Below are 22278 nucleotides of genomic sequence, written 5' to 3'. Positions count from 1 at the left end.
CCGTTAATTCAGGACGAAATTTTCCGTTCCCGAATCAACGGTTACGGAAGAAAAATGAGATGCAGGGATCTCGCATAGTGTATCAGCCCCGCGTCCGCTCCGAATTTCAGTCGCTCGCGCAACTCGCGCGTCGACTCGTATGAACCAGAATCGCGCACGAAACGCGCCGGGGGATTCCATGACGATTCGCGACACCCGCCGAATCCGGGACGAGTCCTCCGACGGCGCTCGCCGTGCCTCACAGGACTTATTGCATGAAACGCATTTTGATCAACGCCACGCAGCGAGAGGAGCTGCGCGTGGCGATCGTGGACGGGCAGAAGCTGCAGGACCTTGATATCGAGACCGCTGCCCGCGAACAAAAGAAAGGAAACGTCTACAAAGGTCGTATTACCCGCGTCGAACCGTCGCTCGAAGCCTGCTTCGTCGATTACGGCGCCGAGCGCCACGGCTTCCTGCCGGCCAAGGAAATCGCCAAGAGCTATTTCAAGGACGGCAAGTCCAGCGGCAATCTGCGCGAGCAGCTCGAGGAAGGCCAGGAAGTCATCATCCAGGTCGAGAAGGAAGAGCGCGGCAACAAGGGCGCGGCGCTGACCACCTATGTCTCGCTGGCCGGCCGCTATCTGGTCCTGATGCCGAACAACCCGAAGGCCGGCGGCGTCTCGCGTCGCGCCGAGGGCGACGAGCGCGAAGAGGCCAAGGAAGCGCTGGAAAAGATGGAGATCCCCGACGGCATGGGGGTCATCATCCGCTCCAACGGCGTCGGCCGCACGGTCGAAGAGCTGCAGTGGGACGCCAACTATCTGGCCGAAATCTGGGGCGCGATCGAGAAGGCCGGCAGCGAGCGCAAGGCGCCGTTCCTGGTCTACCAGGAAAACAACATCATCCTGCGCGCGCTGCGTGACTACCTGCGCCCGGATATCGGCGAGGTGGTGATCGACAACGCCGAAATCTTCGAGCAGGCCCGGCAGCACATGGAACATGTGATGCCGCAGAACCTGCCGCGTCTGAAGCTGTACAAGGACGAGATTCCGCTGTTCTCGCGCTTCCAGATCGAATCGCAGATCGAACTGGCGCACGAGCGCACCGTGCGCCTGCCGTCCGGCGGCAGCATCGTCATCGACCACGGCGAAGCCCTGACCGCGATCGACATCAACTCGGCCAAGGCCACCGGCGGCGGCAGCATCGAGGACACGGCGCTCAACACCAACCTCGAAGCGGCCGACGAAATCGCACGTCAGCTGCGCCTGCGCGACCACGGCGGCCTGATCGTCATCGACTTCATCGACATGAATTCGTCGAAGAATCAGCGTGAAGTCGAAAAGCGCCTCGAAGCGGCGGTCGAGATGGATCGCGCGCGCATCCAGATCGGCAAGATCTCGCGCTTCGGCCTGCTCGAAATGTCGCGCCAGCGCCTGCGCCCGAGCCTCGGCGAGCACACGCAGATCCCCTGCCCGCGTTGCGCCGGCCGCGGCCATATCCGCAGCGTCGAATCGCTGGCACTGTCGATCCTGCGCCTGATCGAAGAAGAAGCCATGAAAGACCGCACCGGGCGCGTCATCGCGCAGGTACCGGTCGACGTCGGCACCTTCCTGCTCAACGAAAAGCGACTGGCGGTTCGCGAAATCGAGGCACGCTATCGCACCTACATCACGCTGGTGCCGAATCCGTCGCTGCACACGCCCAACTACGAAATCCGCCGCGTGCGCAACGACGCCATGCAGCAGGACGGCAACGGCAACACCAGCTACCAGCTCGCACAGGACTTCGACGTCCAGGCGCAGGAAGAGCTCGGCAAGGCCGTGCAGGTCCAGCGCGTGCTCGCCGAACCGGCGGTCAAGCAGATCCTGCCGTCGACGCCGGCACCGGTCGTCATCCAGCAACCGGTGCAGGTCATCATGCAGCCGGCCGGTGCAGCCGCCTCGGAAAGTTTCTGGACGCGACTGATGCGCTTGCTCGGCATCGGCCCGCGCCCGGTCGCCGAACCGGTCGCCGCCGCCCCGGCGAAGAAACCGCAGCAGCGTCGCGACGGCCGTCGCGATCGTGACGACCGTCGGGGTCGCGGCGAACAGCGCCGCGACGGCAACCGTGGCGGCGAGCGCTCGGCCCGCGACGGTGGCCGCGACAACGCCCGTGGCGGTCAGCAGAACAATGCCCAGCGCGGTCAGCGCAGCAATGCCACTGCGCAGCAGGCGCGCGGCAATGCGCAGGCCAAGGACGTCAGCAAGGATCAGGGCAATAAGGACAAGGCCAAGGAAAAGGACAACGTCCAGCAGCCGGCACGCAACGCACAGCCGCCAGCGACATCGCAGACGCCGGTACCGCGCCCGGCCGATGCCGTCGCCGAGAAGCTGACGCCTGAAGTCGCTGTCGAAGCCGAAGTCGCTGCAGGCGCAACCGCAACAGTCGCGGGCGCCGGCGAAGGCAACGCACGTCCGGAAGGCAGCGGCAACGGCCGCCGCCGCCGCCGCCGTGGCGGCCGCGACCGCCGGGAGCGCGCCGAAGCCGCAGCCGCGCGCGAGAAGGCAACGGCCGGGGATGCTGGCGACGCCGAATTGAGCGACGACATGGTCGACGCCGACGAATCGGCAACGCCGGAGACAAGCCCGGCACCGGCCAGCGCGCCACGCATCGAGACGCAGCTGCCGTTGCTGCGCGAGGTGTCACGCGAACCGGCAGCAACCACCGATGCCGCGATCGAGGGCGACGTCGCGCCGGCAACCGCTGACGAAGCGGTGGCGGCGACCACCGCAGTCGCACCTGAAGCGCAAGCGGCCGACATTGCGGCCGTCGATGCCACACCGCCGGACGTGGTCGAAGACCACGCCCCGCGCGCAGAAGCACCGGTCGAAGTGTCAATGGAAGCGCAGACGCCGGACGCTGAGCCCACAGCCGCACACGAGCCCCCGCAGTCGCTGGAAACGGCAGAAGCCGTGACCGCAGCAGCCGAGGCAGCCGCGCCCGCACCGACGACTGAAATCGTGCCGGAACAGCCCGCCGCTGCAGCCATCGCCGGCGATGGCACGGCCAGCGACATGCCGCTGGCGGCGGTAGAGCCGGCAGCCGATGCTGACGTGACAGAGGCCAGCGTCGAATCGGAATCGGCGGCGCCGGCCGAGACCCCAGCGACCGTCGAAGCTGAGGAACCGAAGCCCGTCGAAGTCGCGGCCAGTGCCGAGCCGTCGGAAGAACCGTCGGCGACGCCAAACGCCGCCGAAGCCACGCCGCCGGAAGTCGCGACGGCAGCAGAAGCGGGCGAAACGGAGCCGGCGCCGGTCACGGCCGAGCCACACACCGAAGACCCGACCCGTACGCCGCAATTTCGCGCCAGCGCGCCGGCGTCGGATTACTTCAAGCTGTTCGAGAAGGCCACGGCCGAGCAGGCAGCAGCCAAGCCAGCAGAGAAACCCGAAAAGGCCGACGACACGTCGAACAAGCCGGCCTGAATGCGCTAGCGGTCAAGAAAAAGGCGGCCGTCAGGCCGCCTTTTTCTTTGCGCTGACTCACCGCAGTGAGCCGTAAATATTCATGCTCCACACCAGACAAAGGTTGGCGAGCGGCGCAAGCCCGCGACGGGACACGATCAGCCATAGCCCTGATCTGGTCGATGCGGGAAAGAAACGTCGCTCGATCAATCCAGCGTCCGTTCACGCGCTGGCGAAAGTCATCACTGAAATGCCGACTGTCCGCCTCCTCCGCCGTGAGCCGCGGACTGAATAGGTCATTCATCGCGCGCTCGATGGCGCGCATCAGAATCATCTCGCTTCGTTGACCGTGAGCACGATCTTGCCCTGGATATGCCCGCGCGCTGCGCGCTCATGCGCTTCTGCCGCATCGGCCAACGGATAGGTACTGTCGATCACGACACGAATCGCCTCCGCGTGCAACAGACGGCCGAGCGCCGCAAGCTGCGCCCCATTTGACCGCACCTGAGTTGCTGAGACGGTAACGCCCAGCTGCTCGGCCTCGTCGAAGCCAGAGAAGCCCAAGGGAAAGATCGGGAATAAGGCACCGCCACGTTTCAGCGTGCGCAAGAAGCGTCCCGAAGTCGCGCCCCCTACTGCGTCAACCACGAGATCAGCGTTGCGCACGACGTCGTCGGCAATCGTTTGGGTGTAGTCGATGAACTCATCTGCGCCCAGATCTCGAAGGAGCGCTTCATGTCGGCCCGACGCAATTGCAATCACGCGCGCGCCCTTCAATGTGGCCACCTGCACCACGAAATGCCCGACGCCACCGGCGGCGCCGTTCACGAGGACGGTTTTGCCTTCGAGCGGCACGGGCTCATGCCGATTCGGCTGCAGCGGGTTCGGTTCGTCGTGTCCCGGATCGACCAGGAACTGCCAGGCGGTGAGCAACGACATCGGAGCACCTGCGGCATGCACATGGTCAATGTGGGTCGGCTTGCGCGCAATCTCCGAAGCCGGGACTGCAACGTACTCAGCATAGGCTCCGCTGTCTCCGGCCATTCCAGCAGGAAATCGGACCATCGAGTACACCTCGTCACCACGTTCCAGGCCGCCTGCATCGTCAGCGACGGCTTCGACGACGCCCGACACATCGGTCCCGAGAATGAGGGGGAAGGACACAGGGGGACGCCACTCCGGGGGTAACATCTTGTATCCCTCGCGCAGATACCAGTCGGGTGGATTGACGCCCACGGCCTGAACGCGCACCAGCACTTCGCCCGTCTTCAACTCGGGCATCGGGGCGTCTTCGTAACGCAGCACGTCAGGTCCCCCGAACGCATGCTGGCGAATGGCTTTCATCGTCTTGACTGGCATTGCTTTCTCCTGGGGCGGAAATGAATTATCTTGATCGGAGCACTGCTCCATATATATGGAGCAGTGCTCCGATTGTCAAATTAAGCCTATGAGAGCCGACGCCAAAAAGAACTACGAACAACTGCTTGCGGTCGCGCGGGACGTCTTCGCTGAGCAAGGTGCCAATGCCTCCCTGCGCGATGTCGCCCGCAGGGCCGACGTTGGCTTAGGCACGCTGTACCGGCACTTCCCGACGCGGGAAGTTCTGCTGGAAACCATATTGCGTGCGAGCTTCAATACGCTGGCGGAAAAGGCCCAGGCGCTCGAAGCATCGCAAGCTCCCGATGAAGCGCTTTTATCGTGGTTGCAGGAAACCACCGCGTTTACCCACGAGCACCGTGGCGTCATCGCATTGATGATGGGCGCTATCGAAAATCCTGATTCCGCACTGCACGCGTCATGCGTCACGTTGCGCGCAGCAGGCGCAGCGCTGCTCGCTCGTGCTCAAGACGAAGGGATGGCGCGACCCGACTTGAATGGCGACGAACTGTTCGACCTGATCGCGGCCCTCGCCTGGCTCCGAGAGCAGCCCACACACGCGCTGCGTGCTGATCGCCTTTTCGACGTGATCGCCAGCGCGATCCTCGTGGATCATGGCCGCATCCCTGAATCAAACGGCCGCAGCGGCAACCCGAGATAGCGGCGATGGCATGCTCAGGCCTTGCTGCCACCCGATCGCCAAGACACACCACCACAGGACATCTGCGCAGCGAGATTCCGCCCTAAGCACAATTCGACAACCGACGTCCTAGTCACCGACGAGAGCCCCTGCCCGCATCGAACCTGGCGTCGCGTCCACTGAAGCGCACAAAGCGGCATCGTTAAGCCAGCCAAGCACGGCCACCTCCGCCGCGGTGGCGACCGCAACCGGATCGCCAGCTACCCGGCGGCTTGCTTGCGCAACGCGCTGGCGAAGGCCCGCTGCTCAGCCCGCGCTGAACAGGCGCTCGACGGCTTGCAGGTCTTCTTCCGTATCGATACCACGCGGCGGCGGCGTCTCGGTAATGCCCATGCGAATGCGAAAGCCATGTGTGAGCGCGCGCAACTGCTCGAGCGCCTCGCAGTCCTCCAGCGGCGCCGGCGACAGCTCGCTGAATTCGGTCAGCGCCGCCACGCGGTAGGCGTACAGGCCGATGTGGCGGAAGGCCAGGCCGCTCGGCAGGCGCGGCTGCTCGCGGCTGGCACCTTCGCGGCGCCACGGGATCGGCGCGCGCGAGAAATACATGGCATAGCCGCGACGATCCATGACCAGTTTGACGACGTTCGGGTTCAGCCACTCGTCGACGGACTGCAACGGATGGCAGAGCGACGCGATGTGCGCCTGCGGATCATCGGCGAGCAATTGCGCGGCCTGGGCCACCAGCGCCGGTGGCATCATCGGCTCGTCGCCCTGCAGGTTGACGACGATGGTCGATGCATCCCAGCCCGCCTGGCGCGCGATCTCGTTGGCGCGGTCGGTGCCGGAATTATGCGTGGGTGCCGTCAGTCGGACGTCGGCACCAAATGCCTCGCAAGCCACCCGGACTTCATCGGAATCGGTGGCGACGATGACTTCGTCGGCGCCGGCCTTGCGGGCCGCCTCCCAGACGTGCTGAACGACCGGCTTGCCGGCGATCTCGCGCAGCACTTTGCGCGGCAGGCGTGTCGACCCCAGGCGCGCGGGAATGACGACCTTGAACGGCTCGGCAACGACGGCCGGCTCGTCGCTCATTCGTCCACCCTCGCGCCAGCTGCAAGGACGGTCGCTCGCATGAGAGAGCCGGCTCCCGCCCCCGTTTGCGCGGCGCGCAGAGCCCCGTGTCGCATGCTCATGCCTGCAATTCCTCGTCGGCCAGCGCACGCGCCTCATCTTCGAGCATCACCGGCACACCATCGCGTACCGGATACGCCAGCCGCGACGCACGGCACCACAGCTCCTGCAGATCGGCGCGCCATTCGAGCGACGCCTTGCTGACCGGACATACGAGAATTTCCAGCAAACGCTTGTCCATCGTCGTGACTCGACCTCTTGCTCGTTGCCAGGCCGGTTCAGACCGGCCGTGCGGTTTCCATGCATTGTCGCACACGCGCTGCGTCGCGCTCGTCTAGCCATGCCACCACCGGCAGGCTCCACAATCGGCCATCGCCGAACAACGTGCATTTGACGGCATCCTTCTCCGTCATCAGCACCGGTCGCGCGTCGCCGAACGCCAAATCGGCGGCGGTGTAGGCGTGGTGATCGGCGAACGGATGCTCGATGACGTCGAGCCCGGCGTCACGCAGCGTGGCAAAGAAACGCGTCGGATCGCCGATGCCGGCGACAGCGTGCACACGCTGTCCGCGCCATGCCGCCAGCGGGCGGCGCTCGCCGTCCAGCAGATGTCGTGCGTCGTCTGCCTGCAGGCACATGTGCAGCGCGCCGCCGCGCGACCAGTCGCCGCCGTTGATGACGACCAGGTCGACCTCGTTCAGCCGTGCCGGCGCTTCACGCAATGGCCCGGCCGGCAACAGCGCGCCATTACCGAGGCCGCGCCGGCCATCGACCAGCGCGATCTCGACGTTTCGCGCCAGCCGATAGTGCTGCAGACCGTCGTCGCTGAGGATGATGTCGACCGCGGGATGCGTCGCCAGCAGATACCGCGCCGCGGCGACACGATCAGCATCGATCACGACCGGGCAGCCGCTGCGCTGCGCGATCAGCAGCGGCTCGTCACCGCACAGACGCGGATCACCGCCCGTCGGAACGCGATAAGGCCGCTGCGGCGGCTGCGCGCCATAGCCGCGACTGACGACGCCCGGGGTCCACCCCCATTCGCACAAACGCTCCAGCAGCCAGATCGCAAAAGGCGTCTTGCCGGTGCCGCCAACGCTGATGTTGCCGACGATGACGACCGGCACCGGCACTTGGACGGCCCTGTCCTGCAGACGCCGCCGACGAGCGCGACTGATCGCGCCGTACAGCGCCGCCAGTGGCTGCAACAGCGCCGGTGGCGCCGACGACGCGTACCAGCGTCGCTCCAGCGCCGTTTTCAAGTCTCGCCCTGCTCGTCGCTGAACTGCATGCGATAGAGCGCCGCGTAGAGACCGTCGCGCGCCAGCAGCGCGTCGTGCGTGCCGGTTTCGGCAACCGCACCGTCCTGCATGACGACGATCAGATCGGCGTGCTGGATCGTCGACAGGCGATGCGCGATCACCAGCGTCGTGCGGCCCTCGACGAGCCGCTCCAGCGCGTCCTGAATCATGCGCTCCGACTCGGTATCGAGCGCCGAGGTCGCCTCGTCGAGGATCAGGATCGGCGCATCCTTGAGCAGCGCGCGTGCGATCGCCAGGCGCTGGCGCTGGCCGCCGGACAGCTTGGCGCCGTTCTGACCGACCAGCGTCTGCAGCCCTTGTGGCTGCTGCTCGATGAATTCCCAGGCGTGGGCCCGCTTCGCCGCGTCAATGATCTTCGCTTCGTCCGGCAGCGGATCGAGACCATAGGCGATGTTTTCGGCGATGCTGTTGTTGAACAAACGCACCTGCTGGTCGACCAGCGCCATCTGTCGGCGCAGATCGCGCAGCGGATATTCGCGCAGATCGTGGCCGTCGAGCATGATGCTGCCGCTGTCCGGATCGTAGAAGCGCGGCAGCATCGCCAACAGCGTCGACTTGCCACTGCCCGACTTGCCGACGAACGCCACCGTCTGCCCCGGCTCGATCCTCAGGTTGACGCCGCGAAGTGCGTCGCGCGCCTGCCCTTCATAGCGAAAACGCAGATCACGAAACTCGAGGGCGCCACGCGCCTGCGCCAGCGGCCGCTGGCCATCGGCGATCTCGGCCGGCTCGTCGAGCACCTTGAACAACTCGACGCCGGCGGTGATGCCGCGCTGCAACTTCTCGTTGACGCCGCCCATGCTCTTGATCGGCTGCATCAGCGACAGCATGGCCAGCATGAACGCCGCGAACGTACCCGGCGTCATCTGCTGCAGCACGCTCGGCTGCGTCGCGAAGTACACGATCGCGGCCACCGCCCAGGCGGCGATGAACTGGATCAGCGCCGAGCTGCCGGCGCGCGTCGCGACGACCTTCATGCTCAGCCAGCGGTTGTTCTCGTTGACGCGATCAAAGTGCTCGCGCTCGAAATCCTGCGCGTTGTAGACCTTGACGATGCGCTGGCCGAGCACGGCTTCATCGACCGCTTCGGTGACGTTGGTGATGCTGTCCTGGATGCGCGAGCTGATGCGCCGGAAGCGCTTGGTCACGTAATTGATGATCAGCGCGATGAACGGCAGGACGACGAAGGCGAACGTCGTCAGTCGCCAGTTCAGATAGAACATGTAGCTGACGTAGAAAATCACCGTCAGGGTGTCCTTGAGCGTACTGGTCAGCACCGTCGTCGTCGCCTCGGCGATCTGCTCGACGAAGTACGTCAGCCGCGACACCAGCGATGCCGAATTGATGCGGTCGTAATAGCGCGACGGCAAGTCCAGCAGCTTGTTGAAGACCCGCGCCCGCATGTCCTTGACGACCCGCCGTGCAACCCAGGCCATGCCGTAGATCGAAGCGAAAGACGACAGGCCCCGCAGCAGAAACAGGCCGACGATATAGAACGGCACCCAGCGAATGTAGGCCTGGTTCTGTTGCACGAACGCGCGATCCAGAAGCGGCTTGATCAGCGCGGCAAACGCGGTGTCGACTGCGGCGAGGGCCGCGGTCGCAATCAACGCCAGCACCATCACCTTCCAGTGCGGCAGCGAGTACCCGAGCAGACGACGGTACGTCGGCCAGGCACTCTTATCCAGACTCGATTTTTTTGCCATTTCGGTCGTTATCTGAGGCAGCCGGTATGCTATCAGTCAACCAAGACCGACACAGCGCACCGGAATCACCGATGAGCAAAACCCTGTTCGAGAAGATCTGCGACCGCGAAATCCCCGCCGAAATCGTCTACGAGGACGAACTGTGCGTGGCCTTCAAGGACATCAACCCGCAGGCGCCGTTTCACGTCCAGCTCGTGCCACGCAAGCCGATCACGATGCTGATGAACGCTGACGCGGGTGATCAGGCCCTGCTGGGCCATCTACTGCTGACGGCGCCGCGCATCGCCGCCGCGGGTGGCTATGCCGACGCCTTCCGGCTCGCCGTCAACAACGGCGCGGCGGTCGGCCAGTCGGTATTCCACCTGCACATTCACATCCTCGCCGGCCGCCCGTTCAAGTGGCCCCCGGGATGAAACCGGCGACGCCAGGAAAGGTCCGATGGACTTACCCTGGCCGGGGTCCCGCTCCACTCGGGGCCATTGGCCCCGCCTAGCCATACCTCGATCGCGAACCGAGCCGGTCAGAAACGACGGTCGGGCGCCGTTAAGCAGTACGTGCCCCGCGGCTGGCACGGGCACCGCGCCTGGTTCCGGCCCACCTCAACCGCCAGCCGGCCGTTCGCTCAGGGCGCTGGAGACGGCGACGGGTCGGTCACGAAAGCGATCTTGGTCAGGCCGGCCTTGCCAGCCTCGCTCATGACCTCGGCAATCACTTCGTAGCGCGTGTCGTGATCGGCGCGCAGATGCAGCTCGGGTTCGGGCTGCCGCTGCGCGGCGTCGTGCAGGCGCACCAGCAAGGTCGCACGGTCGATCTTCTCGCCATCCCAATACAGCTGCCCGTCGGCGTCGATCGCCAGCTGCACGTTGTCGACCTGCGTGACATTCGGCTCGCTCGACGCCTTCGGCAGATCGATCTTCACCGCATTGGTCAACAACGGTGCGGTGATGATGAAGATCACCAGCAGGACCAGCATGATGTCGACGAGCGGAATCACGTTGATCTCCGCCATCGGCGCCGCACTACGATTGCCGCTGAAACTCCCGAATGCCATGTCAGCCTCTCGTCGACAGCGTCGGATTGAGCGGCGTCACGTTCGGCGATGCCTGTGGCTCGATCTTGGCGCCGGTGCCGAGGAAGGTGAACAGATCGTGCGCAAACGCATCGAGCTGCGCCAGCGTGACGCGATTGGCACGGACAATGAAGTTGTAGCCCAGCACCGCCGGGATCGCGACGGCCAGACCGATCGCCGTCATGATCAACGCTTCGCCGACCGGCCCGGCCACCTTGTCGAGCGTGCCGACGCCGGACACGCCGATCGCCAGCAGCGCGTGATAAATACCCCAGACCGTGCCGAACAAGCCCACGAATGGGGCCGTCGAGCCAATCGAGGCCAGAATCGTCAGCCCCGATTCCATCTGCGCCGTCTCCTCGTCAATGGTCTTGCGCAGCGTGCGCGTGACGAAGTCGCTGGCACTGCCGGCCTCGTTGAGACGATTGGCACCATAACGCTCGTGGTGGCGCACCGCGGCGATGCCGTGATAGGCCAGATGCGAGAACGGCTCATCCGGATGATCGCTCTCGAGCTTGATCGCCACCTCATTCAGCGACGGCGCATTCCAGAAGAAATCAAGAAAGCGTGCGCTGCGGCGGCGCGCCCGCAGATTGCCGATCGCCTTGGTGACGATCAGATACCAGCTGACGATCGATGCGATCAGCATGATGACGAGTATGGCTTTGGCCACGCCGTCGGCATGCACGACGAAATGGCTGACGCCCAGTGCTTGCGTTGCGTCCATGTGAGGGTCTCTAGTGTCTGTGCTTCAGTTCGAAGGTGATGGGAATCTCGACCCAGGCGGCGACGTTCTGGTCACCTTGCTTGGCCGGCACGAAGCGCCAGCGCTGACGCACGACGTCGACTGCGGCATCGTCGAGGCGTGAGTGGCCGCTGCTGGTCTTGACGGTGACTTTCTGCGCACGCCCATTGGCGTCGACCAACACCAGAAGCAGCACGGTGCCCTGCTCGCGCATCTGAACCGACAGGTGCGGATAACGCGGCCCCGGGTTGTTGAGATAGGCCGCCACAAAGTTCGGTGGCACGACCTGAGGCGGCGCGGGCGGCACCTCCTCGACCTTGGGCGCGGAATCCGGCGGCGGGGGCTTGTCGATCGGCGGCGCGACAATCGGCGACGGGCTCGGTTTAGGCGTCGCGATCATCTTCGGCTTCGGTTTCGGCGGCTCGGACCGTTTCGGCGGCGGCGGCGCGGGTGGCGTCGGTTTGGGTTGCTCCGTAACGAACGACACCATCATGGTCCGCGGCGGTTGTGCCGGCTTCGGTGGCGCCGCGTGCGCGGCGAACAGTGCCGCCAGCGCAACGGTATGCAGGCCGACGATCAGCGCCAGCGCCAGCCATTGCGGCGCGCCCGCTGGCCGCGGGCGTCCCAGATAATGTGGCGCAGTGGCAATGACGGCTGCCATCTCAGACCTCGGCCCAGCCACGCAGCAGGTTGTGATAAACGCCAGTCAGCCGCAGCACGGCCGCGGCGTCGGCGCCACTGCGCCGCAGGCTTTCGATCGTCGTATCCATTTCAAACAGCAGCCGCCGATGCGCGTCATCGCGAACCATGCTCTGCACCCAGAAAAACGACGCCAGTCGTGCACCACGTGTCACCGGCGTCACCTGATGCAGACTGCTCGACGGATACAACACCATGTCGCCCGCGGGCAGCTTGATCCGGTGTTCGCCGTAAGTGTCGCTGATGACCAGCTCGCCGCCGTCGTAGTCCTGCGGCTCGTTGAGGAACAACGTGCACGAAATATCCGACCGCACGTAGGCGGCACGATCCGCCGCTTGCACCCGCATCACCGATCCGTCGATATGAAATCCGTACGTGCCGCCGTTCTGATACCGGTTGAAGCGCGGCGGCATGACGCGGACCGGCAAGGCCGCTGCGAAAAACAGCGGATGGCGATCGAGTGCCGCCTGGACCAGCGCACCGAGTTCGGCCTTCAGCGGCGAGCTGTCAGGCAGTTGTTCGTTGCGCTTGACCTGCGCACCTTGCACGCCGACGGTCTCACGGCCATCCGCCCAGTCCGCCTGCTCGAGCGCCCGCCGAACGGCCTGAACGGCTTCCGCGCTGAGGACCTTGGGGATCTGCAACAGCATCAGCGCATCCCGCCCAGGCGCGCACTTCGGCTCATGCCACGGCACGCCGCATCGCTGTGGCGAGCGGCCTTGCCGGGCTCACGAAAGCCGATGGCATGACCTGACCCGTGCGCCATGGGCGCCCTCATCTGCCGCTGAATTCTGGATGCTCGTGCGTTCACAAAATCCCGAAAATTCGAATGCGGCGGGAGCACCCGTCTCCCGCCGCGTGTCACGTCAGAAGCGGAAATCGGCACTGAACAGGAACGTGCGCGGCGTTCCCGGCTGGTAGCGATAGCCGCTCTTGTTGATAGCCGCGATGTAGTCCTTGTCAAACACGTTGTACGCGTTCGCACGCAGCGTGAAGTTGCGGCTCACGTCGTAGGATGCGACCGCATCCCAGACCGTGTAGGACGAGGTGCTGGACGGCGTCGCGCCGCCACCCGCGGTGTCGCCACCGTCGCTGCCCTTGTGCAGGCCGGCGACATAGCGCGCACCGCCACCGATGGTGACGCCGTATGGCAGTCGATACGTCGTCCAGCTGGTGAAGGCATCCTTCGGCGTGTACGTCAGATTCGACGAGCCATCGGACGTGACGGTCGGGCCGTCCTCGATCTTGGTCTTCTGATAGGTATAGCCAGCCGAGATCGACCAGTTTTCGGTGATGTTGCCAACCGCCGAAAGCTCGACACCCTGGACCCGCTTCTTGCCGGTCTGCGTCGGCGCGCCGTTCTCGTCCAGATCATCGGAATTGATCTCGTTCGAGACCTCCGTGCGGAACAGTGCCCCATTCAGCGACAGCAGGCCGTCGAGCGCATCCCATTTCGCGCCCAACTCGGCGGTCTTGGTCTTTTGCGGATCGGCGTTGATGCTGTTTGCCGAAAGCGACGTGTCGCTGGCGGCCGCGAGCTGGAAGTTCGACCCGCCCGGCGGCTGCTGCGCCAAGGCGTAGTCGGCATAGAGGCTCGCCGCTTCGACAGGCTTGTAGACCACGCCGAGCTTCCAGTTGAACAGCGTATCGCTATCGCTCGCGTCAGCCGAGGTGACAATGTCGCCAAGATCCGCGCCGTTGCAGTAGATGGTACGGCGGGAATTGACGCCGTAGCCCTCAGTGTTGCAGACGCCTGTCGCCAGGTAATCGGTCTTGTAATGATCGAAGCGCACACCGCCGGTCACCAGCAAGCGATCTTCGAAAAACTTCAACGTATCGAACGCGTAGGCCGATTCGGTGTCAGTCCTGCCGTGACTTCTCGAACCAGGGCGCGTCACGGTCAGAGTGCCGACATCGTTCCAATCCGGGTCATAGAGGTTCGCTGCCGAAACCCCGCTGGCACTGACATCATGCGAGTAAAGCTCTTCGCGCGTCACTTCCAAGCCCGTGCTCAGGCTGTGCTTGATCAGGCCGGTTTCGAACTCATAAGTCAGATTCAGCTGATCCGTCAGGATCTTGTTGATCTGATCCTTTGTGTTGAGATTGCTGCGCGCCAACGTGTAGGCCGACAGGTCGCTCGGATCGTCGGGATTGGAGGTCGTGACATTCGCGCTGGTGCCCATGAAGGACGTCAGCATGTAGTCTTGGGAGGTTTCGCCCCAGCGTGCGATGTTGCGAACCTTCAGCTTCTCCGAGAAGTCGTGTTCGAGCCGCAGCGTCGCCATCTTCGACGTATCGTCGTCGTGGTCGTAACGCGTGCCGTAATAGTTGCTCGAGTCGACCGGATGACCGACCAGCGCCTCTTCGCCGGTCTGCGGCGTCCACGTCGGCAAGCCGATGGTCGGCACGAAGCCGTCGGGCACGTTGTTCTGTTTGACGTAGAACAAATCGATATAGGCACGCGTATCGGTATTGAGCCCGAAGCCCAGCGACGGTGCGATGCCGCTACGTGAATTGTTGACGTGGTCGCGTCCGGCAACATCGCTGTCCTGCCACAGCACGTTCAGACGCAGTGCCGCTCCCGGGATGGCGTCGAGCCGTTGATTGAGATCAGCGGTCGCGCGGTGCTGCCCGTCGGTGCCGGTCGTCAGCGTCCCGGAGATCGCGTTGTCGAGATTCGCCTGCTTGGTGACCAGATTGATGGCGCCCGACGGCGACGTACGACCGTTGTCGGTTCCGGCCGGCCCTTTTTCCACCTCGACCTGATCGATGTTGAACAAATCATGGGTCACCGAACCCAGATCGCGCACACCGTCGACGAAGATGCTGCTCGAGGCGTCGAACCCACGCATGTAAATGGTGTCGCCTGTAGTCGTCGAGCCGTTCTCGCCGGCATAGAACGTACCGACCGCCGGGCTGTTGCGCAGCGCCTCGGTCAGCGACGTGGCGCCCTGCTGGTTGAACAGCTCTTTGGTGATCACCTGAATCGTCTGCGGCGTATCGCGCAGCGGCTGGGTGAACTTCGGTGACTGCACGGCATCGGCCTTGTAGGGGCTGGTCGCTTCGACATCGGCTTCGACCTTGACCCCGCTGAGCTGTGTGGCCTGATCCTTGGACGGCTCATCACTCGTCGTGGACGTCGACGATTGCTGTGCCACCGCCGGCATGGCGTGGATCGCCAGCATGGCCACCGCAATCGGACTGAGACGGAACTTCATTACGTACGCGCTCCCTGTTGATTATTCATCGCAAGCGCACCGGCATGCCGCCGGCGCCTCACCCCGTCCGAGGACCTGGCTTGTTGATGACTGGGTACGGACAACAATGAAAGTCTATATGAGAATCATTTTCAGTAAAAGCAAAATCGAGACACTTCGTGACGCTTCGACTCGAAGCGCAAACCCGCTGGGGTGGGATTAGTGCTGAATCGGAGTCGCCGACGACATCGGCGGCACCAGCATCTGCGCGTCGACGCGCTCGTCGAACCAGTTCACGCGCCAGTCCAAATGCGGGCCGGTGGCCCGGCCGCTCATGCCCGACAGGGCGATGACGTCGCCCTGCTTGACGTGCTGGCCCTTTTTCACGAGCAGCTTGGACAGATGCAGAAACGCCGACTGCAGCCCATAGCCGTGGTCGACCATCAGCGTGCCGCCGGTGTAGTACAGATTCGGCTCGGCCAGCACGACGACACCGTCGGCCGGCGCGTGGACCTTGGTGCCGACCGGCACCGCGACATCGACGCCGTAGTGCGGCTGCTTGGGCTGGCCATTGAGAATGCGCTGGCTGCCGAACACGCCGGAGATGCGCCCGCGCGCCGGCCAGATGAAGGGCTGCAGAAAGCCGGTGCCATCGGTTTCGATCTGCCGCACCGCCTTGACCTCGTTGGCATCGGCGATGATGCGGTCGATGACGTCCTTCGGCGGCGTCACCATCTTTTCCGGCAGGTTGTCGATGTGTTGAATCTTGTACTGGCGCTGCTCGACCGCGTAGTGGTAGTCGCGTGGATCGGCCTGCCCCGCCATCTGCACACGCAGCACCGCATCGCGCGGCGCATCGCGGTCGAGACCGAAAACAAAGTTTCCACCGGGCGTCAGCTTCAGCTCGCGACCACCAACCCAGACTCGCGTGCCGACCGGGGCCTTGCCGAACAGCACCGCGCCCTGCGTCCACTTGCCGCGCAGACTGATGCCGGACGGCAGCTCGGCGGCGCGCACCGCGGTCGCCGCGACCAGCGCGGCGACCACGAGTGCAATACCGCGCAGCAGGCGTGCCGTCACGACTTGCCTCAGCGCAGCGTCTTGAGGCGCTGTACGGCCTCGTCGAGCGACAGCGTTTCCTGCGCATCGACGCCGCGGAAGCGCAGCGTCACGCTGCGCTGCTCGGCCTCCTTGCGACCGACGACGATGATGACCGGAATCTTCTGCGTGGCGTGTTCGCGGATCTTGTAGTTGATCTTCTCGTTGCGTAGATCGGTCTCGACGCGCAGGCCGGCATCCTTGAGCAGCGCGCAGACTTCCTCGGCATAGCCGTCGGCGTCGGAAACGATCGGTGCGACCACCGCCTGCACCGGCGACAGCCAGAACGGCAGGCTGCCGGCGTGATGCTCGATCAGGATGCCGATGAAGCGCTCCATCGAACCGACGATGGCACGGTGCAGCATGATCGGCCGCTGCCGCTGCGACTGTTCGTCGATGTATTCGGCGTTGAGGCGCTCGGGCATCATCGGATCGAACTGCATGGTGCCGACCTGCCAGCTACGGCCGATCGAATCCTTCATGTGGTACTCGATCTTCGGCCCGTAGAACGCACCCTCGCCCGGCAACTCTTCCCAGGCCACGCCGGCGGCGCGCAGCGCCGCACGCAAGGCGTTTTCGGCGCGATCCCAGGCTTCGTCGCTACCGAGCCGCTTGTCCGGACGCAGCGCCAGCTTGACCGCGATGTCGTCGAAGCCGAAGTCCTGGTAGACCTGCATCGCCTGCTGGTGGAAGGCCGTGACTTCACCCTCGACCTGTTCCAGCGTGCAGAAGATGTGGCCATCGTCCTGCGTGAACGCGCGCACGCGCATGATGCCGTGCAGCGCGCCGGATGGTTCGTTGCGGTGGCAGCCGCCGAATTCGGCGTAGCGGATCGGCAGGTCGCGATACGAATGCAGGCCGGCGTTGTAAATCTGCACATGCCCCGGGCAATTCATCGGCTTGATCGCGTAGGTGCGCTTCTCCGACTCGGTGAAGAACATGTTGTCGTGGTAGTTGTCCCAGTGACCGGACTTCTTCCACAGGCTGACGTCCATGATCTGCGGGCCGCGCACTTCCTGGTAGCCGGACTTGCGGTAGACGCCGCGCACGTACTGCTCGACGGCCTGCCAGATCGCCCAGCCCTTAGGGTGCCAGAACACCATGCCCGGCGCCTCCTCCTGCTGATGGAAGAGGTCGAGCTGACGCGCCAGCTTGCGGTGATCGCGCTTCTCGGCTTCCTCGACCTGCTTGAGATAGGCCTTGAGCTCGTCGTCGGTGGCGAACGCCACACCGTAGATGCGCTGCAGCTGCGCATTGTGGGCATCGCCACGCCAGTAGACGCCACCGACGCGAATCAGCTTGAACGCGGTGCCGAGCTTGCCGGTCGACGGCAGATGCGGGCCGAGGCACATGTCCAGCCACTTCTCGCCCTGGCGATAGATGCTGATTTCCTCGTCCGGGCGAATGCCCTCGCTGACCCATTCGGCCTTGAAGCGCTCGCCGGTGGTCTGGAAGAACTCGAGCACTTGCTCGCGCGGCCAGATCTCGCGGGTGATCGGCAGATCGCGCTTGACGATCTCGCGCATCTTCGCCTCGATCGATTCGAGGTCGGCGTCAGTGAACGGCGTGTCGCGCGCAAAGTCGTAGTAAAAGCCGACTTCGGTCGCCGGACCGAAGGTGATCTGCGTGCCCGGAAACAGTTCCTGCACCGCCTGCGCCAGCACATGCGCGGCGTCATGGCGAATGACTTCGAGCGCTTCGGGCTTGTCGCGGGTGACGATGCTGACCGACGCGCTGCGGTCGATCGGCCGCGTCAGATCCCAGAGTTCGTCATTGACCTTGATGACCGCCGCCTTCTTGGCGAGGCCAGGCGAGATGCCCTGGGCGATGGCAAGGCCGGTAACCGGCGCGTCGAACGATTTGACGTTGCCGTCCGGGAAGGTGATTTCGATGGACATAGATTTTCTGGAAAACGGATTGCCGTAGCAGGCGCCAGGATGGCGCGACCACACCGCCGACGCCCCGGAACGGGCGCCGCTCGGCGGAACTCAATCGAACATGAAAGCGGCCGTCAGCCGCTCGAACGTTCGCTCAGGTCGCGGCCGCTGCGGTGGCGATGCGAAGGCGTACATCAAGCGATTTTATCAGCCTGCACCGGCGCTGTGCGCTCCGACACGCCCGCGCCGGCAGGGGCCAGGGCATGGCGCACGTCGACACCGGACGGCTGCTGGTAGGCCGCCATGCCGAACTCCGGCAGGATCGCCAGCAGATGGTCGAAGATGTCGCTCTGAATGCGTTCGTACTCGAGCCAGACCGTGGTCGCCGTGAAGCAGTAGATCTCCATCGGAATGCCGGTCGACGTCGGGTCGAGCTGGCGCACCATGCAGGTCTGTCGATGCTCGATTTCCGGATGCGCCTGCAGGTAAGCCTGCGCATAGGCGCGGAACACGCCGAGATTGGTCAGTCGGCGCTGATTGACCGGGACCTTGCCGTGCTCACCCAGCTCGCGGTTCCAGCGCGCCAGTTCCTCGCGCTTGCTCTGCAGATAGTCGCGCAGCAGATTGAAACGGTGCAGGTCGTGCTGCTCGGCATCGTCGAGGAAGCGCACGCTGCTGGCGTCGATCACCAGCGCCCGCTTGATGCGCCGCGCGCCGATGTCCTGCATGCCGCGCCAGTTTTTGTACGAATCGGAGATCAGCCGCCAGGTCGGAATGGTGGTGACGGTCTTGTCCCAGTTCTGGACCTTGACCGTATGCAGGGCGATGTCGATGACGTCGCCGTCGGCATTGAACTGCGGCATGGTGATCCAGTCGCCGACGCGCAGCATGTCGTTCGACGCGATCTGGATGCTGGCGACCAGGCTGAGGATGGTGTCCTTGAACACCAGCAGCAGCACCGCCGAAATCGCACCGAGTCCGGACAGCAGCAACAGCGGCGAGCGGTCGATCAACAAGGCAATGACGACAATCGCGCCGACCACGAACAGCACGATCTTGGCCAGCTGGACATAGCCCTTGATCGAGCGCGTGCGGCCTTGCTCAGTGGCCTGATACAAGGCGTCGAGCGCATTGAGCACGGCACTGATCGTCAGCACCGCGGCGAGCACCGTGCCGGCCAACGCGATATTGCGAACGATCAGCTCGACTTTGTCGGGCACGCCCGGCACCAGACGAATGCCGAACTGGATGATCAGCGTCGGCGCCATCTGCGCCAGGCGCTTGAACACGCCGTGTTCGTAGAATGCGTCGTCCCAGCGCCACACGGTGCGCCGCGTCAGCAGGCGCATGCCCTTGAGCAACAGTCGCTTGGCGGCGTGATCAGCCAACCAGGCGCACAACACCAGCAGCGCCGCGCCGAGCGCGCTCCGCATGTAGGGCTGCTCCAGCAGCGCCGCGATCTGTTCCATCATCGAACCCCGCACCGCCTGCTCCTTGTGGAAATCGGCATGGCGCGGGCGGTGACGCGCGACACCGGGCTCGCGCCGCGTCGACGACCGTCACCGGCCGACGTCACGGCGTCCACCATTCAGGCGCCGCGGACGTGCGCCACGGCCGCGCGCAAGCGCGCCAGCGTGCGTTCGCGGCCGAGCAAAAACAGCGTCTGGTCGATCGGCGGCGAGATCGCCATGCCGACCACGGCCACGCGAATCGGCTGCGCGACCTTGCCGAGTCCCAGGCCCTTGCCGGCGGCGAAGCCGTTGACGGCCTCGTGCAGCGCCGCGGCCGTCCACGCCGGCAGCGCTTCGAGTTGCGCGGCCAGTTCGTCGAGCACCGTCGCCCCGTCAGCCGTCAGATGCTTGGCGGCGTCCTTTTCGTTGTAAGCGTCGAGTTCCGCATAGAGGAACCTGGACTTCTCGGCCATCTCGACCAGCGTCCGGCAGCGCTCGCGCTGCTGCTCGATCACCGCCGCCAGATCCGGCCCGGCGGCCGGATCGACGCCGATGCGGCGCAGATGCCAGTCGAACTCCGGCACCACGACCGCCGGATCGGCGCTCTTCAGGTACTGGTGATTGACCCAGTACGCCTTCTCCATGTCGAAGCGCGCCGGGCTGGCCGAGACGTGGTCGAAGTCGAACTTCTCGATCATTTCCTCGCGCGTGAACAGCTCCTGATCGCCGTGACTCCAGCCGAGACGTACCAGGTAGTTCAACAAGGCCTCCGGCAGAAAGCCCATCGCACGGTATTCGGTGACGCCGAGCGCGCCGTGGCGCTTCGACAGCTTGGCGCCGTCGGCGCCGAGGATCATCGACACATGCGCGTACTGCGGCACCTGCGCGCCCAGTGCCTTGAGGATGTTGATCTGCCGCGGCGTGTTGTTGACGTGGTCGTCACCGCGAATGACGTGCGTGATGCCCATGTCCCAGTCGTCGACGACCACACAGAAGTTGTAGGTCGGCGTGCCGTCGCCACGGGCGATGATCAGGTCGTCGAGTTCCTTGTTGTCGAAGACGATCTCGCCCTTGATCAGGTCCTTGAGCACGACCTGCCCCTCGAGCGGGTTCTTGAAGCGCACCACCGGCTGAACGCCGGCCGGCGGCGGCGGCAAGGTCTTTCCGGTCTCCGGACGCCAGCGTCCGTCATAGCGCGGCTTTTCCTTGCGCGCCATCTGCTCGGTACGCATCGCATCGAGTTCTTCCTTCGACGCGTAGCAGTAGTACGCATGACCGGCGGCCATCATCTGCTCGACCACTTCCTTGTAGCGATCGAAGCGCTGGGTCTGATAGACCTCGTCGAAATCGGACTTCAGGCCCAGCCAGGCCATGCCTTCGAAGATCGCGTCGACCGCTTCCTGCGTCGAGCGCTCACGGTCCGTGTCCTCGATGCGCAGCAGGAACTTGCCGCCGAAGCGCTTGGCGTAGAGGTACGAGAACAGCGCGGTGCGCGCGCCACCGATATGGAGAAAGCCGGTCGGGCTCGGCGCAAAGCGGGTAACGACGGACATGTTTTTCAAAAAATCGCAGTGAGGCGGGAGGCGCCGGAAAGCCGCGCATTCTAAACTATGCATTCTTCCCGCCTCATCCTTGCCCTGCCCGTGTCCTGCCTTTTCGTCGAACAGCTCACCGTCATCGACTGCGCCTACCTCGACGCCACGCGCGGCTTGGTCGGCGAAAGCTGGATCGTCGATATCGAACTCGAGGGTGATCTCGACGGACAGTCGATGGTGCTCGACTTCGGCGAGGTCAAAAAGCGCCTGAAGCGCGCGATCGACAGCAGCGTCGACCATAGCCTGCTGGTGCCGGGCCGCTCGGCGGCGCTGACGATTGCCCGTGAGGCCGGGCGGACGATGCTGCGCTTCACCAGCGCCCACGGCGACATCGAACACCACTCTCCGGATGCCGCGGTCAGCGTGCTCGATACCGACGTGGTGACCGCGGACACGCTGACCGCCTACCTGCGGCCGCGCCTGCAAGCGGTGTTGCCGGCCACGGTTCGGCGCCTCGGCCTGAGCCTGCGCCACGAACAGATCGACGGCGCCCTCTACCATTACGTCCATGGGCTGAAGAAACACGACGGTCTGTGTCAGCGCATCGCGCACGGGCATCGCTCGCGGATCGAAGTGCGGATCGACGGGCAGCGCGACGCGACCCTCGAAGCCGATATCGCACGGCAGTGGCGCGACATCTATCTCGGCACCTGCGAAGACATCGTCAGCGATGACGGCGAGCGCATCCATTTCGCCTATACGGCCGCCGAAGGCGCCTATGCACTGACGCTGCCCCGCGGCCGCGTCGATCTGCTCGAAACTGACAGCACGGTCGAGCAGATCGCCAGCAAGCTTTTGAATAAATTAATGACTTCCCAAAAGCATGGGCACAGCATCACGGTCCGCGCCTACGAGGGCGTGATGAAGGGCGCGCTCGCCGCAGGCCAGTGCTGACCGTTCGTCACCCCGTTCACATCGAGTTCAGCGCGGCCCGCTAGAGTTGGGC

General features: G+C 64.6%; 18 protein-coding genes. 4 read left to right on the top strand and 14 right to left on the bottom strand.

Features of this window, described 5'->3' with window-relative positions:
- Positions 1–254 precede the first annotated feature (254 nt).
- Positions 255–3446: an Rne/Rng family ribonuclease gene (locus G7Y82_RS09105; RefSeq protein WP_168147734.1), complete on the top strand. Its 3192-nt coding sequence runs from the start codon at positions 255–257 to the stop codon at positions 3444–3446.
- Positions 3447–3755: 309 nt separating this feature from the next.
- Here G7Y82_RS09105 and G7Y82_RS09100 read toward each other — a convergent pair whose 3' ends face one another.
- A complete protein-coding gene (locus tag G7Y82_RS09100) occupies positions 3756–4784 on the bottom strand; it encodes an NADP-dependent oxidoreductase (protein ID WP_168147733.1) in 1029 nt (342 codons plus the stop codon).
- An 88-nt stretch (positions 4785–4872) separates the two neighbouring features.
- On the opposite strand from G7Y82_RS09100, the gene G7Y82_RS09095 reads away from it, so the two are divergent.
- A complete protein-coding gene (locus tag G7Y82_RS09095; protein ID WP_168147732.1) occupies positions 4873–5463 on the top strand; it encodes a TetR/AcrR family transcriptional regulator in 591 nt (196 codons plus the stop codon).
- 285 nt (positions 5464–5748) lie between these two features.
- Here the strand turns inward: G7Y82_RS09095 and kdsB are convergent, their stop codons facing one another.
- The 4 genes from kdsB to msbA all read right to left on the bottom strand — a co-directional run bounded on the left by kdsB (position 5749) and on the right by msbA (position 9601).
- Positions 5749–6534, bottom strand: a complete 786-nt coding sequence (gene kdsB / locus G7Y82_RS09090; RefSeq protein ID WP_168147731.1) for a 3-deoxy-manno-octulosonate cytidylyltransferase — start codon at positions 6532–6534, stop codon at positions 5749–5751.
- 97 nt (positions 6535–6631) lie between these two features.
- Positions 6632–6814, bottom strand: a complete 183-nt coding sequence (locus G7Y82_RS09085; RefSeq protein WP_168147730.1) for a Trm112 family protein — start codon at positions 6812–6814, stop codon at positions 6632–6634.
- A 37-nt stretch (positions 6815–6851) separates the two neighbouring features.
- Entirely contained in the window at positions 6852–7835 is a 984-nt protein-coding gene (gene lpxK / locus G7Y82_RS09080) for a tetraacyldisaccharide 4'-kinase (protein ID WP_168147729.1), read from the bottom strand.
- On the bottom strand, positions 7832–9601 hold the full coding sequence (gene msbA / locus G7Y82_RS09075) for a lipid A export permease/ATP-binding protein MsbA (protein WP_168147728.1): 1770 nt from the start codon (positions 9599–9601) through the stop codon (positions 7832–7834). The genes lpxK and msbA overlap by 4 nt, the downstream gene beginning before the upstream one ends.
- Positions 9602–9672: 71 nt before the next feature.
- Between msbA and G7Y82_RS09070 the strand changes: the two genes are divergently transcribed.
- Positions 9673–10014 carry a histidine triad nucleotide-binding protein gene (locus G7Y82_RS09070; protein WP_168147727.1) on the top strand — a complete coding sequence of 114 codons (342 nt, stop codon included), beginning with the start codon at positions 9673–9675 and terminating at the stop codon, positions 10012–10014.
- 209 nt (positions 10015–10223) lie between these two features.
- Here G7Y82_RS09070 and G7Y82_RS09065 read toward each other — a convergent pair whose 3' ends face one another.
- The 9 genes from G7Y82_RS09065 to gltX all read right to left on the bottom strand — a co-directional run bounded on the left by G7Y82_RS09065 (position 10224) and on the right by gltX (position 21290).
- On the bottom strand, positions 10224–10652 hold the full coding sequence (locus G7Y82_RS09065; protein ID WP_168147726.1) for an ExbD/TolR family protein: 429 nt from the start codon (positions 10650–10652) through the stop codon (positions 10224–10226).
- Between the two features lies 1 nt (position 10653).
- The gene (locus G7Y82_RS09060) at positions 10654–11397 is read right to left on the bottom strand and encodes a MotA/TolQ/ExbB proton channel family protein (RefSeq protein WP_168147725.1); all 744 of its coding nucleotides are present in this window, start codon (positions 11395–11397) and stop codon (positions 10654–10656) included.
- 10 nt (positions 11398–11407) lie between these two features.
- On the bottom strand, positions 11408–12076 hold the full coding sequence (locus tag G7Y82_RS09055) for an energy transducer TonB (protein WP_168147724.1): 669 nt from the start codon (positions 12074–12076) through the stop codon (positions 11408–11410).
- 1 nt (position 12077) lies between these two features.
- Complete coding sequence (locus G7Y82_RS09050) at positions 12078–12764, bottom strand: Fe2+-dependent dioxygenase (protein ID WP_168147723.1); 687 nt, start codon at positions 12762–12764, stop codon at positions 12078–12080.
- Positions 12765–12980: 216 nt separating this feature from the next.
- Positions 12981–15332: a catecholate siderophore receptor Fiu gene (locus G7Y82_RS09045; RefSeq protein ID WP_168147722.1), complete on the bottom strand. Its 2352-nt coding sequence runs from the start codon at positions 15330–15332 to the stop codon at positions 12981–12983.
- A gap of 198 nt (positions 15333–15530) precedes the next feature.
- Positions 15531–16391, bottom strand: a complete 861-nt coding sequence (locus G7Y82_RS09040) for a M23 family metallopeptidase (protein WP_366515645.1) — start codon at positions 16389–16391, stop codon at positions 15531–15533.
- A gap of 8 nt (positions 16392–16399) precedes the next feature.
- Positions 16400–18307, bottom strand: a complete 1908-nt coding sequence (gene thrS, locus G7Y82_RS09035; protein ID WP_168147721.1) for a threonine--tRNA ligase — start codon at positions 18305–18307, stop codon at positions 16400–16402.
- A 173-nt stretch (positions 18308–18480) separates the two neighbouring features.
- Positions 18481–19755: a mechanosensitive ion channel family protein gene (locus tag G7Y82_RS09030; protein ID WP_168147958.1), complete on the bottom strand. Its 1275-nt coding sequence runs from the start codon at positions 19753–19755 to the stop codon at positions 18481–18483.
- 119 nt (positions 19756–19874) lie between these two features.
- Positions 19875–21290, bottom strand: coding sequence for a glutamate--tRNA ligase (gene gltX, locus G7Y82_RS09025; RefSeq protein ID WP_168147720.1), 1416 nt, complete (start codon positions 21288–21290; stop codon positions 19875–19877).
- A 90-nt stretch (positions 21291–21380) separates the two neighbouring features.
- Here gltX and G7Y82_RS09020 point away from each other — a divergent pair, with 90 nt between their 5' ends.
- Positions 21381–22226 (top strand): 6-carboxytetrahydropterin synthase, encoded by an 846-nt coding sequence (locus G7Y82_RS09020; RefSeq protein ID WP_168147719.1) that lies wholly within the window; start codon positions 21381–21383, stop codon positions 22224–22226.
- Positions 22227–22278 lie beyond the last annotated feature (52 nt).

Origin of the sequence: Solimonas marina (genome assembly GCF_012241385.1) — a bacterium.
GTDB lineage: Bacteria > Pseudomonadota > Gammaproteobacteria > Nevskiales > Nevskiaceae > Solimonas > Solimonas marina.
This window is presented reverse-complemented; position numbering and strand designations above follow the sequence as displayed.

Coding starts and splice junctions, on each gene's coding strand:
- G7Y82_RS09095 (WP_168147732.1), top strand. CDS start 4,873: ATGAGAGCCGACGCCAAAAAGAACTACGAACAACTGCTTGCGGTCGCG.
- G7Y82_RS09070 (WP_168147727.1), top strand. CDS start 9,673: ATGAGCAAAACCCTGTTCGAGAAGATCTGCGACCGCGAAATCCCCGCC.
- G7Y82_RS09085 (WP_168147730.1), bottom strand. CDS start 6,814: ATGGACAAGCGTTTGCTGGAAATTCTCGTATGTCCGGTCAGCAAGGCG.
- G7Y82_RS09105 (WP_168147734.1), top strand. CDS start 255: ATGAAACGCATTTTGATCAACGCCACGCAGCGAGAGGAGCTGCGCGTG.
- G7Y82_RS09100 (WP_168147733.1), bottom strand. CDS start 4,784: ATGCCAGTCAAGACGATGAAAGCCATTCGCCAGCATGCGTTCGGGGGA.
- G7Y82_RS09045 (WP_168147722.1), bottom strand. CDS start 15,332: ATGAAGTTCCGTCTCAGTCCGATTGCGGTGGCCATGCTGGCGATCCAC.
- G7Y82_RS09055 (WP_168147724.1), bottom strand. CDS start 12,076: ATGGCAGCCGTCATTGCCACTGCGCCACATTATCTGGGACGCCCGCGG.
- G7Y82_RS09050 (WP_168147723.1), bottom strand. CDS start 12,764: ATGCTGTTGCAGATCCCCAAGGTCCTCAGCGCGGAAGCCGTTCAGGCC.
- G7Y82_RS09030 (WP_168147958.1), bottom strand. CDS start 19,755: ATGGAACAGATCGCGGCGCTGCTGGAGCAGCCCTACATGCGGAGCGCG.
- kdsB (WP_168147731.1), bottom strand. CDS start 6,534: ATGAGCGACGAGCCGGCCGTCGTTGCCGAGCCGTTCAAGGTCGTCATT.
- gltX (WP_168147720.1), bottom strand. CDS start 21,290: ATGTCCGTCGTTACCCGCTTTGCGCCGAGCCCGACCGGCTTTCTCCAT.
- msbA (WP_168147728.1), bottom strand. CDS start 9,601: ATGGCAAAAAAATCGAGTCTGGATAAGAGTGCCTGGCCGACGTACCGT.
- thrS (WP_168147721.1), bottom strand. CDS start 18,307: ATGTCCATCGAAATCACCTTCCCGGACGGCAACGTCAAATCGTTCGAC.
- G7Y82_RS09060 (WP_168147725.1), bottom strand. CDS start 11,397: ATGGACGCAACGCAAGCACTGGGCGTCAGCCATTTCGTCGTGCATGCC.
- G7Y82_RS09065 (WP_168147726.1), bottom strand. CDS start 10,652: ATGGCATTCGGGAGTTTCAGCGGCAATCGTAGTGCGGCGCCGATGGCG.